Origin of the sequence: Subtercola boreus, assembly GCF_003399625.1 — a bacterium.
GTDB classification, from domain to species: domain Bacteria; phylum Actinomycetota; class Actinomycetes; order Actinomycetales; family Microbacteriaceae; genus Subtercola; species Subtercola boreus_C.
This window is the reverse complement of sequence record NZ_NBXA01000007.1, coordinates 216,219-231,949: the sequence shown is the minus strand read 5'-3', so window position 1 is coordinate 231,949 and position 15,731 is coordinate 216,219. Positions and strand designations below refer to the sequence as shown.

The window sequence follows — 15,731 nt, the reverse complement described above, 5'->3', positions numbered from 1 at the left end:
GCTGATTCGATGTGACCCCAACCGGATTCGAACCGGTGTTACCGCCGTGAGAGGGCGATGTCCTAGGCCGCTAAACGATGGGGCCGAATAGACAACTCAATGAGTATGCCATACGTTCAGGGTGGCCGCCAATTCGGCGCCGTTCGGCGAGGGAGTCGGCATGCGCACGCACCATTCGAGACTCCTTCGAACCGCGGTCGTCCTCACTCTCGCAGGGCTCGCGGCCACCGGATGCACGTTCACCGGCAGCGCGGATGGCGACAACGGTCGCACCGGCGGCCAGACCGGAGACCAGGGCCGAAGCAACGGCAACGGCAACGCCGGCGCGGGGGTCATCGCCCCGGTCATCGCCGACCTCTCCTCCATCGACGGCAGCACCGTCACCGTTCCCCTGGACAACGTGGTCGTGCTCGAGAGCGGCGATGTGAAGGTCACCGTCTGGACGGGCTCGGTCTCCGACCCCCAGGTGGCCGAGTTCGTCGCCGGAATGGATGACGGGAGCGCGACGTTCAATCCGGGCATCCAGCCGCTCGCCGTCGGAGGCACCAGCGTGAGCGTCACCGATTCCGACACGGGCGAGGTGCTGACCTTCGACCTCGAGGTGACGCCGTAAGGCCGCACTGGCACTGCCGGCGGCTGCGTTCAGCCGGGCTGGCCCCGGGTGGTCGTGCTGCTAGAGGGTGAACTTCACCGATGCGCCGAGGAAGGCGTCGTCGACCTCGATGCTGTCGAGCGACGAGCCCTTCGGAACGTCGATGTAGACCTTCCCGGTCACGCTGTTGCCCGGGTTGACGTTGTCGAAGATCAGGGTCGTGTCGTCACCGAGCGCGGCTGACGAGTCAGCGCTGTACTCGCTGGTGCCGATGAAGCCCTTCACCATGCTCGAGCTGATGGCAGCCGCGTCGCCGCTCTGGTTGGTAGCGGTGAGGTCGACGGCGCAGAACTCGCCCTGGGCCGCGGTGGAGAAGGCGCCGTCGCCGACAGAGGCCAGGCCGCAGGTGACCGCCGAGACCGTGATCGCGATGTTCTTGTCGGTGACGAGCGTGTCGCCGACAACTCCCGTGGCCGAAACTGTGTTGGCCTCCCCGACGGTCTTGTCGATGGCCGCCACGGTGGCACCCGCGAGGGCGACGGTCGCAACGATGATGATGATCGTCGTGACGAGGCCGAGGAGCGACAGGATGAGGCCCGCGATCGCGAGGCCCCGGCCGGCGGTGCCGTTCTTCTTCGTGCGGGAAAGGGCGATGGGGTTCAGGATGAGCCCCGCGGGCCAGAACAGGATGCCGGTGATCAGCCCGCCGATCGCGGTCCCCTCTGTGCGCTGGGGTGCTGCGTACGGCGGCTGGGCGGGAGGAGCGAACTGCTGCGGTGCTTCGGACATGGTGGCGCCTTTCGAGAGGGAGAAGAGGGTACAGAGCGGCTTCGCGTCCGTCTGCGTCAGTACCGCCAGATCGTCGCGAGCGCCCGCGCAGAACGAACCGAAGGCAGCGAGAATGATGTGAGCGCCGCGTGGATCCCCCTGCACTGACCCCCAGTGCGTTCCTGAGACTATCGGCTGCCGGACGGAATGCGCGCCAGATGAACCCGAAACAGGCAGTTGCCGCGGCAGGCGCGGACCGACGGGCCGCGGCGGGCGGGGGCAGGTGCGGGGCGGGCGGGGCGGGGCTACGCCAGCACGCGGAGCGCGCCCGGGCGCACCGACACGGTCACCGGCAGCGGGCCGACCCGCTCTCCATCGGCGTACGCCACAATGTCGCCCGAATCCACCGCGACCGTCACCGACGAAACGCGCGACAGCGACACGACCGGCAGACCGGCGTGCGTGCCCTTGAACACCTTCGGGAACAGCCTCAGGAACCGCACCCGCGAGAGCGGAGCCACGATCAACAGGTCGAGCAGGCCGTCGTCGAGGCGGGCATCCGGAGCTATCAGCATGCCGCCGCCGATCGAGCGGTTGTTCGCCACGGCGAGCAGCACCGAGTCGACGGTACGCGTCTGCCCGTCGACCTCGAGCGTGTACCGGCGTGAACGGAGCCGCAGCAACTCGATCAGCAGCGCGATCGTGTAGCGGGAGGCACCGCGCGGCCTCTTCATGTGGTTCGCCCGCTCGTTGACCCGCGCATCGAAGCCCGCAGACAGGGCGGAGGCGAACCAGAGCTCGCCGCCCGCGTGGCTGAGATAGCCGAGGTCGATGGTGCGGGGCTCCCTGAGCAGCGCCGACCGGAGTGCGGCAAGGGCCGCATCGAACTCGAACGGAATGCCGAGGCCCAGCGCAGAATCGTTTCCCGTGCCGGTGGGCACGATGCCGAGCGGCGTCGATGTGCCGCCCACGAGGTTCACGCCGAGGCTGACCATGCCGTCGCCGCCCACCACGATGAGGGCGTCCGGATGATCGGCGAGCGCCGACCGTGCCGCAGCCGTCAGGGATCCGAAGTCCTCGGCGCGCAGTTCGGTGATGTCGTGTCCGTCCCGGCGGAGCTCCTCCACGACGCGCGCACCGAGGCCGCGGGTGCTCCCGAACGATGCTGTCGGGTTGATCGCGACCACGAGTCGCCGGCTCTGGGATTCGGACACCTCCCGATTATCGCTCACCCCGGTCATCCGTGCCGCCGGAGCGCGCCGACTTGCAGCGGCAACCGCTGAGGTGTTGGCTACCGACTATGAGACTCACGAAGTTGGAACACGCCACCCTGTTGCTCGAGAAGTCCGGACGGAAGCTGGTCGTCGATCCCGGCGGGTTCACCGCGCCGCTGGCCGACGCCACGGGCACGGTCGCGATCGTGATCACCCACGAGCACGGCGACCACTGGAACGCCGACCAGCTGAACCGCATCCTCGGCCAGAACCCCGGCATCCCGGTCTTCGCGCCGTCGGGTGTTGCTGCGGCGGCCCCCGACTTCGACATCACGGTCGTGCGGGCGGGCGACGAGGTGACGGTCGAGCCGTTCACGCTGCGGTTCTTCGGTGAGAAGCACGCGGTCATCCACGAGACCCTGCCGGTCGTCGACAACGTCGGTGTGCTCGTCAACGACACTCTGTACTACCCGGGCGACTCGTACACGGTTCCGGGCGTCGATGTCGACGTGCTGGCCGCGCCGGTCGGCGCACCGTGGCTGAAGATCGGCGACGCGATGGACTTCGTTCTGGCCGTGGCACCGAAACGCGCGTTCCCGACCCACGAGATGACCCTCTCGGCGGCCGGCAAGGGAATCGGGAACGATCGCCTCCAGTGGGCGACGGAGCAGGGCGGCGGCGAGTTCTTCCCGCTGGCGCCGGGCGACACGCTCGACCTGTGAGGCGGGGGCGGAGGCCGGAGGCCCGTTCACCTCGAACCGCTACAGTCTGCTCGTGACCTCCGCCACCTCCGCCATCCTCGTCTTTGCGCTCTGCCTCCTCGTTCTGGCTCCCCTGGCGGTACTCGGCTACCGGCAGACCCGGCGGGCGGCGGCGGCCACCGACCCCGATGTCGGTTCGAACTTCCTCGCCGGCATGGCGCTGCTGTTCGGCGTGCTGGCGTCGCCGGTGGGCATCCTGTTCTCGCACCTCTCCCTGCGGCAGATCGCCCAGACCGGCGCATCCGGAGCCGGGATCGCCACCGCGGGCTTCTACATCTCATACACGCTGACCGTTCTGCAACTCGCTCTGCTGCTCGGCATCGCGCTCTCGCGCTGACACAAGCCCGGTCATCCGACAGCCACGTTCAGTATCGTGGGGGGTGCAGAACGAAACGAAAGAAGACTGTGCCGACCATCCGACTCCTCGCACTGGCCGTCGTGGGCGCTGTCGCCCTCGCGGTGACGGGTTGTTCCGCGCCCGCCACGCCGGTTCCGGATGCTCCGCAGTACACCCCCGCGTCGACGAGCACCCTCCCCGGCACCTGGATCATCGCGGACACCTACTCGTCGCCCGACCAGCCCTTCCTCACCTTCGAACGGGATGGCACCTGGACGGGCTCCGACGGCTGCAACGACTCCACGGGCACCTGGTCGATGGACCTGGCGGGTGTGCTCACCACGACTTCTGGCCCGCAGACGCAGATCTACTGCGACGGCGCGCACCTCCCCCTCTTCCTGATCGATTCGGTCTCGGCGCGTTTCGATGGCACCGACCTCACCCTGGTGGGCCACGACGGCAGCGACCTGGTGAAGGTGCACAAGCGCACGATGACCGAGAAGGCCGTCGCACGCGGAACAACCGTGGTGGTCGGTCTCTGGACGAACACCGAACCGGGGCGCGACCGGCTCCTGCAACTCACGATGAACGACGACGGCACGGTGAAGGGCAACGACGGCTGCAACGACTTCACGAGCACCTGGCGGTTCGCCGAAGACGGCTCCGTCTCGTTCGGCAAGCTCGCGATCACGAGCCGCACCTGTGAGGGTGTCGTGACCTGGCTGAACCTCGCCTCGTCGGCCGTGCTCGACGGGCCGACGATGGTGATCCGGTCGATGTACGGGGCGCAGCTCGGCACGCTCACCTATCTGAAGGCCCTTCCGGGCTCTGCCGAGCAGCCCGTGGACGGCGCGACACCGACCCCCACCGCCACTGGCTGACCCCTCACGCATTGAGTTGTGAAGCAAGGCGGGGTAGGGTCGTTACGCATTCGTGATCGAAACAGAGGACAACTGGATGAATTTGCTGAACGGAACCGTGCGTCGCCGCCTGGTACAGGCCCTCGCCGTGAGTTGCGCACTGGGCCTTGCCGGCACAGTCGCCATTCCTTTCGCAAACGCCTCCACGATGCAGAACGCGTCCTTCGCCTTCACCCCCACGCAGAACGCGATGGCCGTCGGCCAGAGCTTCGACGGCCAGGCCGCCGGAGCCATCTCCGCCCAGCGTGACGACTACATCGCCACCGATCCCGCTGTGCTCGCCGCGCAGAAGGCGGCAGCTGCTGCCGCTGCAGCAGCCAAGGCTGCAGCAGACCTCGCCGCCAAGACGGCCGCGCAGAACGCTTCGAGCTCATCGTCATCGTCCTCGAGCGGCAGTTCGGGTGCGCCCGCTGCAGCGACCCCGAACCCCGGTTCGGCCCAGGCCATCGCCAAGGCGATGCTCGCCGACCGCGGAATGGGCGACGACCAGTATTCGTGCCTCGTCTCGCTCTGGAACCGCGAGTCGGGCTGGCGCGTCAACGCCTACAACGCCGGGTCGGGTGCCACGGGCATCCCGCAGGCGCTCCCCGGCAACAAGATGGCCAGTGCAGGCGCCGACTGGGCGACGAACCCGGCCACGCAGATCACCTGGGGCCTCGGCTACATCTCGGGCCGCTACGGCACCCCATGCGGCGCCTGGGCGCACAGCCAGTCAGCCGGCTGGTACTGAGCCTCGCGCGCCGGGCTGCGTTCCCTGCGGGGAACTAGTCGCTTAGCGCGTCGGCCGTCGGATCGGGGGCCAGCGCATCCTCCAGCTGCGCACCGCCGATCGGCTCTCCGGCCCAATAGGTGACGTTCCAGCCGTCACCGGGTGAACCCTCGAGCACGACGACCGCCGTGTTGTGGAGCGGATGGGTGCGACTGAAGTCGGGGTCGATGTTGGCCGCAGCGTAGGAACTCCAGGCCCGGATGGCCGCCCCGTGGCTGAAGACCGCGACGGTGGAATCCGGATGCTCGGCAGCAATGCCCTCGATCGCCCCGGTGTATCGGCGGTAGAACTCGTGGCCGTCCTCGCCGCCCGGGATCCGCCCGTCGAGGCTCGTCCACCACGAGAAGACCGTGGACATGTAGATCGTGATCGCCTCTTCGTCGGAGCGCTGTTCGAGGTCTCCGGAGGTGATCTCCTCGAGCCCCTCGACCTGTCGCACCTCGAGCCCGCGCTCGTTCGCGAGCGGCTGCGCCGTCTCGTGGGTGCGCTTCATCGTCGACACGTAGATCGCTGCCAGACGTTCGCCCGACAGCGCCGCGGGAATCGCCGCCGCCTGCTTCTGGCCGAGCTCCGTGAGCCCCGGCCCGGGTATGACGGCACCGATGGCGCCGTTCACATTGTCGAGCGTCTGGCCGTGTCTGATCAGGAGGAGTCTCATCCCTCCCAGTTTACGAGATGCCTCCCTGCCCGAGGATCAGGTGTACCAGCTGGGCTCGGGAACCTCGTTCAGCAGCACGTACTGGCCGACTTCGCGCTTCTTGTACGCCACCGGGTCGTGCAGGCTGTGCGTGCGGAGGTTGCGCCAGAAGATGTCGAGCCCGACGGAACTCGCGGATGCCCGGGCGCCCGTCAGCTCGAAGACCTTCGTCGCGGTCTCGAGCCCGTCCTCCACGATCCGCAGTTTCGCCGCGGCGATCCGCACGGCGATCTCGCCGCGGCGACGCTCGGTGAGCTCGCCCCGCGGCGCGTGCAGCACCACGCTGATCTCGCGACCCACGGCATCGAGCAGGGCCTCATCCGCCCACAGCTTCGAGGCCAGTTCGCCGTAGCCGTCGAGCACGTAGGCTTCCTCGCTTGCGCGCTGCTTGTTGTCGCCGCCGTACGGCCAGGCCCGCGAACTCGTGCGGGTGTACGCCGATGCCGCCTGCAGCGCACCCTCGGCGATGCCCTGGTAGAAGTTCGCGAAGACCAGCTGGATCGCCGGCACATTCAGCGTGTTGTAGACGAGTGGCTGAAAGATCCTGCCGACGAACCCGGCCGCAGACGCCCAGTCCACGCGCACGTCGCGGATCTCGACCGACCCCGACTCGGTGAGCCGCTGGCCGAGGCTGTCCCAGTCGTTACCGAACACGATGCCGGGCTGGTCGGTCGGCACGATCGCGAAGATGTGCGTCTCTGTGCCCTGCAGCACTCCCTCGAGCACCGTCAGGTCGCTGACGACGCCGCCGGTCGAGAAGGACTTGTGGCCGGTGAAGACGAGCTGGTCGCCGTCCTCGACGATGGTGAGATCGGAGTCGCGCGGGTTGACCGCTCCCCCGAACAGCAGGGCGTTCTCGGTGTAGAGCTGCTCGACGGCGGCGATCTGCTCCTCCGTCGCCACGAGCCGCGCGGCCCACGCCCACAGGTAGTGGTAGCCGAGCAGCTGGCCGATGGATCCGTCGCCGCGGGCGACCGTGCGGATCACCCTGTAGGCCGTCTCCCACGTCTGCCCGCCGCCGCCGAACGCCGCCGGGCCGAGGAGCGTGACGAGGCCGGAGGCCTTCAGCAGCGCCACCTCGGCGTGAGGGGCCGCTCCTTCGCGATCACGCTCGAGAGCGTCGACGCGCAGGATGTCGGCCACCTCCCCGGCACGGGCGATCCAGTCGGCGCTGGTCTCGGGGCGGGCTGCGCCCCGCCAGCGGTCGGCGAGGCCGACGGCGCTGGCTGCGGTGCTGGGCTTGTCGGCTGCGCTGGTCGTGTCGGCTGCGCTGGTCGTGTCGGCTGCGCTGGTCGTGGTGCTGGTCGTGTCATTCGTGAGGGTCACGGTGTTCCTTCCGGTCGATGGCCGCAACACTATGCGCGGGGCGCGCCGGAACGCCGAACATGTCGGGAGGTGACACAGCGTGACGCCCGGAGACACAAAAAAGGCCCGGGATCACCGGGCCTTTCCTGAACTGCTAGCGCTGGGGTACCTGGACTCGAACCAAGAACAAAAGAATCAGAATCTTCCGTGTTGCCAATTACACCATACCCCAAGGGCGTGGCCCCACGATCTCGGGCCGACGGTCTACTTTAGCCTACGTTCGGGCTCTGCCAAAACCGAGGCCCCGGGTGTCCACACCCCGGGCATCCACCCGCCCGTCACGCGCCGGCGATGTTCACCAGCCAGTTGATGCCGAACCGGTCGGCGCACATGCCGAACTGGTCGCCCCAGGGCGCCTTCATCAGGGGCACGGTCACGGTGCGGCCGTCGCCGGAGAGCGCGCGCCAGAAGCCGGTGAGTTCGGCCTCGTCGGCCGGTCCGCCCGACAGTGACACCGAGATCGTGTCGCCGGGGTTGTGCGGCATGGACTTCGGCGTGTCCGACGCCATCAGCGTGAGCCCGCCGGGCGTCGTGAGCTGCGAGTGCATGATCAGATCGGCCTCGGCCGGATCCTCGCTCGCGTGCATCTCGCCGAAGGTGCTCCGGATGATCTCCCCACCGAAGACGCTCTGGTAGAAGTCGAGGGCCGCGCGGGCGTCGCCCGTGAAGCTGATGTATGGGCTGAGAATGGTCATGGTGCGTCTCCTGTCGGGTCGCGGGCTCCCCCGGGCCACGCGACCAGTGTGGCCCAGGCGCGGACCCTGGGCAAGAGGCGCGGAGCCAGAGCGCCACTGCCCCGGCCCGCCCCGCCCCGCCCGCCGGCCCGACCGACCGGCCTCGCCGCTCGCGACCAGCCACTCGCACCTCCCACCTCCCACCTCGAGCCCGCGCTTGCCGCACTTCGGGAGGAGCCCAGCTGATCCACGGCCGTATACGCCCCGGATCGGCTGTGCTCCTCCCGGGCGCTACGCTCCGCGGCGGGCGGCGGGCCGCGGAGCCTTCAAACGGCTGCGCAGCGTCGTCAGAGCACGCCGATCAGGTGGCGGTTGATCGCCGCGGCCACCTTGGCGCCTTCGCCCGCGGCGACGACGAGCTGTTGCGCACCGGGCGGGGTCGAGTCGCCCGCCGCGAACACGCCGGACACCGACGTGCGGCCGAGCGGATCCGTCACGAGCAGGCCGTCATCGTCCGTGGCGACGCCGAGCATGCCGACGTAGTCGAGCGCCGGCGTCCACACCGGGCGGATGAAGCCGCCGCTCCTCAGGATGACCGATCCGTCGGCGAGCGCCACGCCGGTCATCCCGCCGCGGTCCCCCTCGATGCTCGCGATCGGGCGTCGTTCGACGCCGATGCCCCGGGCATCCAGAGCCGTCTCCTCGCCCGCGTCGAGCTCCGCGATGCCGTTTGTGAACACGATCAGGTCGTTCGACCACTGCGAGAGCAGCAGCGCGCGCTCGGCGAGGTCGCCGGTCTCCCCGATCAGGGCGAGGGGCGCGTCGGACTGCTCATACCCGTCGCACTCGGTGCAGCTGTGCAGGTCGGTTCCGTAATAGGTGCGGATGCCCGGAAGGGCCGGCAGCGTCTCGGAGAGCCCGGTGGCGATGAGCACCGCACGGGTCGTCGCGATGCGGTCGCCCGAACCGCGGATGCCCTTCGAACGCACGACGAAGAGTTCGCCCCCGGGCGGGGCGGATGCTGCGGGGGTGGGCGCGGCGGGGGTGGATGCTGCGGGGGTGGATGCTGCGGGGGGCTCCTCCACGCGCTCGATGCCCGTCACGAGTGCCTGATGGAAGCTGGCCTCCGGATAGTGCTCGAACTCCTCGCGGCCGAGCTTGCGGAGTTCGAGCGGCGAGACGCCGTCGCGTGTGAGGAAGCCGTGCGAACGGAGCGTGGCCGAGTGCCGGGGGCGGTTGCTGTCGAGCATGAGCACGCGCCGCCGTGCGCGCACGAGGTTCAAGCCCGCGCTCAGCCCGGCCGGGCCGGCGCCGATGATGACCACGTCGAACACCTCGTCCGGGTCGGGTTCCGAGTCAAGGCGGCCCTCTGCGGCAGGCGACGAGTCGCTCGCCCCAGAGGCCCGATCGGGAAGGAGCCCCGACGCGGGTCCGTGCCGGCGAGCGCTCTTCGCGGGCCCGAAGGTGACCACGGGCGGTTTCGCGGGAGGCTCGGCGGGCGCCGGTGGCTCCGCGCGGAGCCCGGTGGACGTGGGCGGCTCCGCGGGCTGTGCGGCGTCGGCGGGCTGCGCGGCGTCAGCGGGCTGCGCGACAGCCGCGGTCGCAGCAGCAGAAGCAGTTGCCTGCGTGCGCGCAGCTGCGAGCGCTGCGTCTGTCATGTCGCCGACGGCGGCCGCGACCGCGTCGGAACGGATCAGTCGTCCCATCGTTATGACGCGGGAGCCGCAGCATCCGGAGCCGACGGCGAACCGCCCGCCGCACCCGCGCCGGCATGCAGCGCGGAGAGCCTCACGAGCCGCGCGAGCGTCTCGCCCTTGCCGAGGATCTGCATCGACTCGAACAGCGGCGGCGAGATCTTGCGGCCCGAGAGCGCCACCCGGAGGGGGCCGTAGGCGATCCGGGGCTTCAGGCCGAGTCCCTCGATCAGCGCTGCCGCGAGGTCGTCTTTGATGCGCTCGTGCGTGAACTCCGAGAGCTCGATCAGCTCGAGGGCGCCGACGGCCGCGGCCAGGATCACACCCGTGTTCTCGGGCAGGGCGGCCAGGGCATCCGGCTGGTAGTCGAGAGACGCGGCCGTCTCGAACAGGAACCCGAGCATCGCCGGCGCCTCGCCGAGCAGAGCCATGCGCTCCTGCACGAGCGGGGCGGCCTCGGCGAGGATGGCGAGCTGCGCATCCGTCGCCGGCAGCGTCAGGATGCCCGCGGACTCCAGGTACGGGAGGGTGCGTGCTGCGAAGTCGTCGACGGCGAGGAGCCGGATGTGGTCGCCGTTGATCGATTCGGCCTTCTTCAGGTCGAACCGGGCGGGGTTCGGGTTCACGTCGACAACGTCGAAGGCGGCGATCATCTCGTCGATCGAGAACACGTCGCGGTCGTGGGTGAGCGACCAGCCGAGGAGTGCCAGGTAGTTGACGAGACCTTCGGGGATGAAACCGCGGTCCCGGTGGTGGAACAGGTTGGCCTCAGGATCGCGCTTGCTCAGCTTCTTGTTGCCGTCGCCCATCACATAGGGCAGGTGGCCGAAGCGCGGAATGAACGTGGTGACGCCGATTTCGACCAGCGCACTGTAGAGCGCAATCTGACGGGGTGTGGACGAGAGGAGATCCTCGCCCCGCAACACGTGGGTGATCCCCATCAGCGCATCGTCGACAGGGTTCACGAACGTGTAGAGCGGAGCCCCGTTCGGGCGCACGACGACGAAGTCGACGAACGATCCCGCCGGGAAGGTGATCTCGCCGCGAACCAGGTCGTCGAAGCTCAGATCGGTGTCGGGGACTCGCAGACGCAAGGCCGGCAGGCGACCCTCGTCGCGGAACGCCTGGCGCTCGGCCTCGGTCAGCTCGCGATCGAAGTTGTCGTAGCCGAGCTGCTTCGGGCGTCCCGCTTCGGCGTTACGGGCGTCGATCTCCTCGGCGGTCGAGTAGCTCTCGTAGAGATGGCCGCTGGCCTTCAGCTTCTCGATGAGGTCGAGGTAGATGCCGGAGCGCTGGGACTGGCGGTACGGGCCGTGGGGGCCGCCGACGTCGATGCCCTCGTCCCAGTCGATGCGGAGCCAGCGGAGACCGTCGAGCAGCTGCTCGTAGCTCTCCTCGGAGTCGCGGGCTGCGTCGGTGTCTTCAATACGGAAAACAAGTTTTCCGCCGTTGTGCCTGGCATACGCCCAGTTGAAGAGGGCGGTGCGGATCAGCCCGACGTGCGGTGTGCCGGTCGGTGACGGGCAGAAACGAACGCGGACGTCGGTGCCGGTGGCCGTGGAGTAGGGAGGGAGCTCTGTGGATGACATACTGCCTCCAATTCTACGGTGCGAGGGAGCGGCCGTGCTGGGCGCGGGCTTCGGCTCAGAGCCCGCGTTCCACCATGTCGAGCACCCGAGCGGTCGCTCCGTCGATCATCTGCGCGCTGAGGCCCCGGAGCGGGCCGTCGATCACGAGCATCCCGAGACCGTGCACGGCCGACCATGCGTAGAGCTCCGCGTTCGCACGGCGCTCGGGTGGGAGGATCCCGGCTGCGGCCCACGCGTCGAGCGCCGCGCTGAGGATCTGGAACGGGGTGCGCCCGGCCGCGCCGGCCTTGGCCGTGTCGAAGCTGTTGGCGAGCTGGTCGGGCACCGAGAAGGCGGTGCGGAACAGTCCGGGCTCGTCGCGGGCGAAGGCGAGATAGCCGGTTCCGACCGCGCGGAGCATCGCCCGGGCATCCACCGCCGCATCGCAGACTGCATCGCCGGCTGCATCGCCAACCGCATCGACCGAGCTGCTCGCTCCTATCACCGAGTCGACGTGCTGCTCCATCGTGTCGGCAGCACGGCCCTGGCAGACGTCCGAGACCGCCCTGAGCAGGGCCCCCCGGTCGGCGAAATGGCGGTAGGCGGCGTTTGGCGTGACTCCCGCGCGGCGGGTCGCCTCGCGGAGCACGACGGCGTCAGGGCCGCCCCGCTCGGCCATTTCGACCCCGGCGGCGAGAAGTGCGCCGCGAAGATCGCCGTGCCGGTACGTGGTCCGTGCCGAACCGGATGCTGCACCTGTGTTCAGCTGTCCACTCACCGGTCACTCCCCTAGACAACACGACGACAGCGTGCAATTGTTTACATTGTACACATACCATCGCCCAGCAAGGAGCAGAATGTTCACCACGACCGGCGCGTTCAGCGGATTCTCCGTCGACGACATCCCCGCGGCACGACGATTCTACGGCGAGACCCTCGGCCTCACTGTGACCGACAACGCCATGGGATTCCTGGAGCTGCATCTGCCGAGCGGCGGGACCGTGCTCGCGTACCCCAAGCCGGACCACGAGCCGGCGTCGTACACGATGCTGAACTTCCCTGTGCCGAACATCGACTCTGCGGTGGATGATCTGCGGGGCCGCGGCGTCGACACCAACATCTACGCGGGAGGCAGCATGCCGGTCGACGAGAAGGGCATCATGCGGGGCAACGGGCCCGACATCGCGTGGTTCCGCGACCCGGCCGGAAACGTGAACGCGGTCATCCAGGCCTGACGCGGACTCCTGGCACCCCACCGCCCTCCTGCACGGCGCCATCCGCTGCAGTTTGTCGCTTCCGCGCGTGCGCGCGCAGTCGCGGAAGCGACACAGAGGCGCGGAACCCCTCCGCAGGAACTCAGCGGGCGCGGTTGGAGAGGGTGCCGAGGCCGGCGATCGAGATGTCGACCGTCTGGCCCGAAACGAACGGCGAGACCCCGGCGGGCGTCCCGGTGAGGATCACGTCGCCCGGCAGCAGCGTGAACGCCCGTGACGCATACGCGACGATCTCGGGCACCGTGAAGATCATCTCCGACAGGTTGCCCTCCTGGCGGAGTTCGCCGTCGACGCGGGCCTCGATCAGCGCATCGCGCCAGTCGAACTCGGTCTCGATGAACGGGCCGAGCGGGCAGAACGTGTCGAACCCCTTCGCCCTCGCCCACTGGCCGTCGAGCTTCTGCAGGTCGCGGGCCGTCACGTCGTTCGCGATCGTGTAGCCGAAGATCACGTCGGCGAAATCCTCCGCGCGCACGTTCTTCGCGACGCTGCCGATCACGATCGCCAGCTCCGCCTCATGCTCGACCCGCTGGCTGTCCGGCGGCAGCACGATCGTGTCGCCCGTGCCGATCACCGACGTGTTCGGTTTCAGGAACAGCAGCGGCCGCTCGGGCACCACCCCGCCCATCTCTGCGGCGTGATCGGCATAGTTCTTTCCGACCGCGACCACCTTCGAGCGCGGGATGACCGGGGCCAGCAGCTTCGCAGTGGCGAGCGGAACGCGCTCCTCGGTCGTGACGAATCCCTGGAACATCGGATCGCCCTCCAGCACCACGATCTCGTCGCCGTCGATGATGCCGTACCGGGGGTCTTCGCCTGTGCTGAATCGCGCAATCTTCACGCTGCAAGCCTAACCGTCGAGGCGCGTCAGCCAGTTGTGCGTGTCGGGGATGCGGCCGTACTGGATGTCGGTCAGCTCCTGCCGGAGCGACATCGTGAGCTCCCCGGCGGAGGCATCCGCCGAACCGAGCGCGAAGTCGTCGGCGAGAAGCTGCGCGACGGGCGTGATGACTGCCGCCGTGCCGCAGGCGAACACCTCGACGATGTCGCCGGATGCCGCACCGGCCTTCCACTCCTCGATCTCCACCCGGCGGTGCTCGACGGTGTGCCCGCGGTCACGTGCCAGCGTCATGATGCTGTCACGGGTGATGCCCGAAAGGATGCTGTCGGATTTCGGCGTGACCAGCGTGCCGTCCCTGTAGACCAGGAACAGGTTCATGCCGCCGAGCTCCTCGAGGTACTTGCCCTCCTGCGAGTCGAGGAACAGCACCTGCGCGCAGCCCTTCTCGTAGGCGAGCTCCTGCGGAAGCAGCGAGGAGGCGTAGTTGCCGCCCGTCTTGGCGGCACCCATCCCGCCTCGCCCGGCCCGGTTGTAGTCGGCCGAGAGCCAGATGTTGACGGGCGACACCCCGTTCGAGAAGTACGCACCGGCGGGCGACGCGATGAGGTAGTACCCGACCTTCTGCGCCGAACGCACGCCGAGAAAGCTCTCGGTCGCGAACATGAACGGGCGGAGGTACAGGCTCGTCTCGGCGGCGTCGGGCACCCAGGATCCGTCGACCGCTACGAGCTGCCGCAGCGACTCGATGAAGTCCTCGGTCGAGAGTTCCGGCAGCGCGAGCCGCTGGGCCGACCGCTGCAGGCGTGCCGCGTTCGCCTCGGGCCTGAACGTGTGGATGGAGCCGTCTGCGTGCCGGTACGCCTTCAGGCCCTCGAAGATCTCCTGCGCATAGTGCAGAACGGATGCCGCGGGGTCGAGCGAGATCGGGCCGTAGGGCAGCACCTGGGCGTCGTGCCAGCCGCCGTCGAGCGTCCACTCGACCCGGACCATGTGGTCGGTGAAGTGCTTGCCGAAACCGGGGTCGGCGAGGATCGCCTCGCGCTCGAGCTCTGCGCGGGCATCCGTCGACGGGGTGAGCGCGAACTTCAGCGGAAAGGATGTGCCGAAAGGGGCCGTGGCTGTCATGATGTTGTCTCCTCGGAAACGAGCTCTGAACGGAGCAGATTGACGATGGCGTCGCCCACCTCTGCGGTTGTGCGGCTGCCGGAGGTGGCGGATCGGCCGGCGAGATCGCTGGTGACGGCGGTTCGGATCCTCGTCGCCGCCTCGGGCAGACCCTGCTGGTCGAGGAGGAGGGCGACGGAGAGGATTGCGGCCGTCGGGTCGGCGATCTGCTGGCCTGCGATGTCGGGAGCGGAACCGTGAACCGGCTCGAACATGCTGGGGAAGGCGCCCGTCGGGTTGATGTTTCCCGAGGAGGCCAGACCGATGCCACCGCTGATTGCGCCGGCCAGATCGGTCAGGATGTCGCCGAAGAGGTTGTCCGTGACGATGGTGTCAAACGTAGCAGGGTTCGTCACGAAGAAGATGGTCGCGGCATCCACGTGCAGGTAGTCGACGGCCACGTCGGGGTACTCGGTGGCCACGGCGTTGACTGTGCGCATCCAGAGGTTGCCGCTGAAGACGAGCACGTTGTTCTTGTGCACCAGCGTGAGCTTCTTGCGCGGCCTGCTGTTCGCCAGGTCGAAGGCGAATCGCACGACCCGTTCGACGCCGAACGCCGTGTTGACCGACACTTCGTTCGCGATCTCGTGCGGTGTGCCGACACGGATCGCACCGCCGTTGCCGACGTACGGACCCTCGGTGCCCTCTCGCACGACGACGAAGTCCACGTCTCCGGGGTTCGCCAGCGGGCTGACCACCCCCGGGAAGATCGTGGTCGGCCGGAGGTTCACGTAGTGATCGAGGGCGAAGCGCAGCTTGAGCAGCAGCCCGCGCTCGATGTTCGCATCCTTCAGGCGCGGGTCGCCGGGCACGCCGCCGACCGCTCCGAGCAGGATCGCGTCGTGCGAAGCGATCGACGCCAGGTCGTCGTCGGTCAGCACATCGCCGGTGGCGAGGAAGCGGGCAGCACCCAGCTCGAACGGCGTCTTCTCGATCGTCACGCCGGCGCCCGGTGCGACCGCATCGAGAACCTTCAGCGCCTCAGCGACGACCTCGGGACCGATGCCGTCCCCGGGAATGACGGCAAGACGAATGACGCGAGACATGGCGGCTCCAGCACTGGATCGGGATTGATTCCTCCACAGTACAACCC

Annotated in this window: 17 protein-coding genes and 2 tRNA genes; 6 read left to right on the top strand and 13 right to left on the bottom strand. The window is 68.6% G+C overall.

Translation table 11 applies throughout. The annotated features are described in order from the left end of the window. Positions 1 to 12: 12 nt before the first annotated feature. Positions 13 to 85 (bottom strand) — tRNA-Glu (locus tag B7R21_RS04685). Between the two features lie 75 nt (positions 86 to 160). Between B7R21_RS04685 and B7R21_RS04680 the strand changes: the two genes are divergently transcribed. Next, on the top strand, positions 161 to 613 hold the full coding sequence (locus B7R21_RS04680; RefSeq protein ID WP_147305803.1) for a hypothetical protein: 453 nt from the start codon (positions 161 to 163) through the stop codon (positions 611 to 613). A gap of 60 nt (positions 614 to 673) precedes the next feature. Here the strand turns inward: B7R21_RS04680 and B7R21_RS04675 are convergent, their stop codons facing one another. Both B7R21_RS04675 and B7R21_RS04670 read right to left on the bottom strand, forming a co-directional pair. Beyond that, a complete protein-coding gene (locus tag B7R21_RS04675; RefSeq protein WP_147305802.1) occupies positions 674 to 1,381 on the bottom strand; it encodes a DUF4190 domain-containing protein in 708 nt (235 codons plus the stop codon). 284 nt (positions 1,382 to 1,665) lie between these two features. Then, on the bottom strand, positions 1,666 to 2,574 hold the full coding sequence (locus B7R21_RS04670; RefSeq protein ID WP_253259636.1) for a YegS/Rv2252/BmrU family lipid kinase: 909 nt from the start codon (positions 2,572 to 2,574) through the stop codon (positions 1,666 to 1,668). 86 nt (positions 2,575 to 2,660) lie between these two features. Here B7R21_RS04670 and B7R21_RS04665 point away from each other — a divergent pair, with 86 nt between their 5' ends. From B7R21_RS04665 to B7R21_RS20595, 4 genes are all read left to right on the top strand, one after another. Beyond that, entirely contained in the window at positions 2,661 to 3,296 is a 636-nt protein-coding gene (locus B7R21_RS04665) for an MBL fold metallo-hydrolase (RefSeq protein WP_116282075.1), read from the top strand. A gap of 52 nt (positions 3,297 to 3,348) precedes the next feature. After that, entirely contained in the window at positions 3,349 to 3,672 is a 324-nt protein-coding gene (locus tag B7R21_RS04660; RefSeq protein ID WP_116282074.1) for a DUF4190 domain-containing protein, read from the top strand. 68 nt (positions 3,673 to 3,740) lie between these two features. Continuing rightward, positions 3,741 to 4,553, top strand: coding sequence for an META domain-containing protein (locus tag B7R21_RS04655; RefSeq protein ID WP_116282073.1), 813 nt, complete (start codon positions 3,741 to 3,743; stop codon positions 4,551 to 4,553). Positions 4,554 to 4,629: 76 nt separating this feature from the next. Continuing rightward, positions 4,630 to 5,322 carry a lytic transglycosylase domain-containing protein gene (locus B7R21_RS20595; protein WP_253259635.1) on the top strand — a complete coding sequence of 231 codons (693 nt, stop codon included), beginning with the start codon at positions 4,630 to 4,632 and terminating at the stop codon, positions 5,320 to 5,322. Between the two features lie 34 nt (positions 5,323 to 5,356). Here B7R21_RS20595 and B7R21_RS04645 read toward each other — a convergent pair whose 3' ends face one another. The 7 genes from B7R21_RS04645 to B7R21_RS04615 form a co-directional block, all read right to left on the bottom strand. Next, positions 5,357 to 6,019, bottom strand: a complete 663-nt coding sequence (locus B7R21_RS04645; RefSeq protein WP_116282072.1) for a histidine phosphatase family protein — start codon at positions 6,017 to 6,019, stop codon at positions 5,357 to 5,359. A 36-nt stretch (positions 6,020 to 6,055) separates the two neighbouring features. Continuing rightward, positions 6,056 to 7,384: an acyl-CoA dehydrogenase family protein gene (locus B7R21_RS04640; RefSeq protein ID WP_253259634.1), complete on the bottom strand. Its 1,329-nt coding sequence runs from the start codon at positions 7,382 to 7,384 to the stop codon at positions 6,056 to 6,058. A 139-nt stretch (positions 7,385 to 7,523) separates the two neighbouring features. Further along, positions 7,524 to 7,595: transfer RNA gene (locus B7R21_RS04635), tRNA-Gln, on the bottom strand. Positions 7,596 to 7,701: 106 nt separating this feature from the next. Next, positions 7,702 to 8,118 (bottom strand): VOC family protein, encoded by a 417-nt coding sequence (locus B7R21_RS04630; protein WP_116282071.1) that lies wholly within the window; start codon positions 8,116 to 8,118, stop codon positions 7,702 to 7,704. A gap of 326 nt (positions 8,119 to 8,444) precedes the next feature. Then, positions 8,445 to 9,803 (bottom strand): NAD(P)/FAD-dependent oxidoreductase, encoded by a 1,359-nt coding sequence (locus B7R21_RS04625; RefSeq protein ID WP_367379383.1) that lies wholly within the window; start codon positions 9,801 to 9,803, stop codon positions 8,445 to 8,447. Between the two features lie 2 nt (positions 9,804 to 9,805). Continuing rightward, the gene (gene gltX / locus B7R21_RS04620; RefSeq protein WP_116282070.1) at positions 9,806 to 11,380 is read right to left on the bottom strand and encodes a glutamate--tRNA ligase; all 1,575 of its coding nucleotides are present in this window, start codon (positions 11,378 to 11,380) and stop codon (positions 9,806 to 9,808) included. Positions 11,381 to 11,435: 55 nt separating this feature from the next. Further along, positions 11,436 to 12,137 (bottom strand): TetR/AcrR family transcriptional regulator, encoded by a 702-nt coding sequence (locus B7R21_RS04615; RefSeq protein WP_253259633.1) that lies wholly within the window; start codon positions 12,135 to 12,137, stop codon positions 11,436 to 11,438. Positions 12,138 to 12,216: 79 nt separating this feature from the next. Here B7R21_RS04615 and B7R21_RS04610 point away from each other — a divergent pair, with 79 nt between their 5' ends. Next, entirely contained in the window at positions 12,217 to 12,594 is a 378-nt protein-coding gene (locus B7R21_RS04610) for a VOC family protein (RefSeq protein ID WP_116282069.1), read from the top strand. A gap of 121 nt (positions 12,595 to 12,715) precedes the next feature. Here the strand turns inward: B7R21_RS04610 and B7R21_RS04605 are convergent, their stop codons facing one another. Genes B7R21_RS04605 through B7R21_RS04595 form a run of 3 tightly spaced genes read right to left on the bottom strand, consistent with a single transcriptional unit; the run spans position 12,716 to position 15,684 of the window. Then, positions 12,716 to 13,474, bottom strand: a complete 759-nt coding sequence (locus tag B7R21_RS04605; RefSeq protein ID WP_116282068.1) for a fumarylacetoacetate hydrolase family protein — start codon at positions 13,472 to 13,474, stop codon at positions 12,716 to 12,718. Positions 13,475 to 13,483: 9 nt separating this feature from the next. After that, complete coding sequence (locus tag B7R21_RS04600) at positions 13,484 to 14,599, bottom strand: branched-chain amino acid aminotransferase (protein WP_116282067.1); 1,116 nt, start codon at positions 14,597 to 14,599, stop codon at positions 13,484 to 13,486. Beyond that, positions 14,596 to 15,684: a 3-isopropylmalate dehydrogenase gene (locus B7R21_RS04595; RefSeq protein WP_116282066.1), complete on the bottom strand. Its 1,089-nt coding sequence runs from the start codon at positions 15,682 to 15,684 to the stop codon at positions 14,596 to 14,598. The genes B7R21_RS04600 and B7R21_RS04595 overlap by 4 nt, the downstream gene beginning before the upstream one ends. Positions 15,685 to 15,731: the final 47 nt, after the last annotated feature.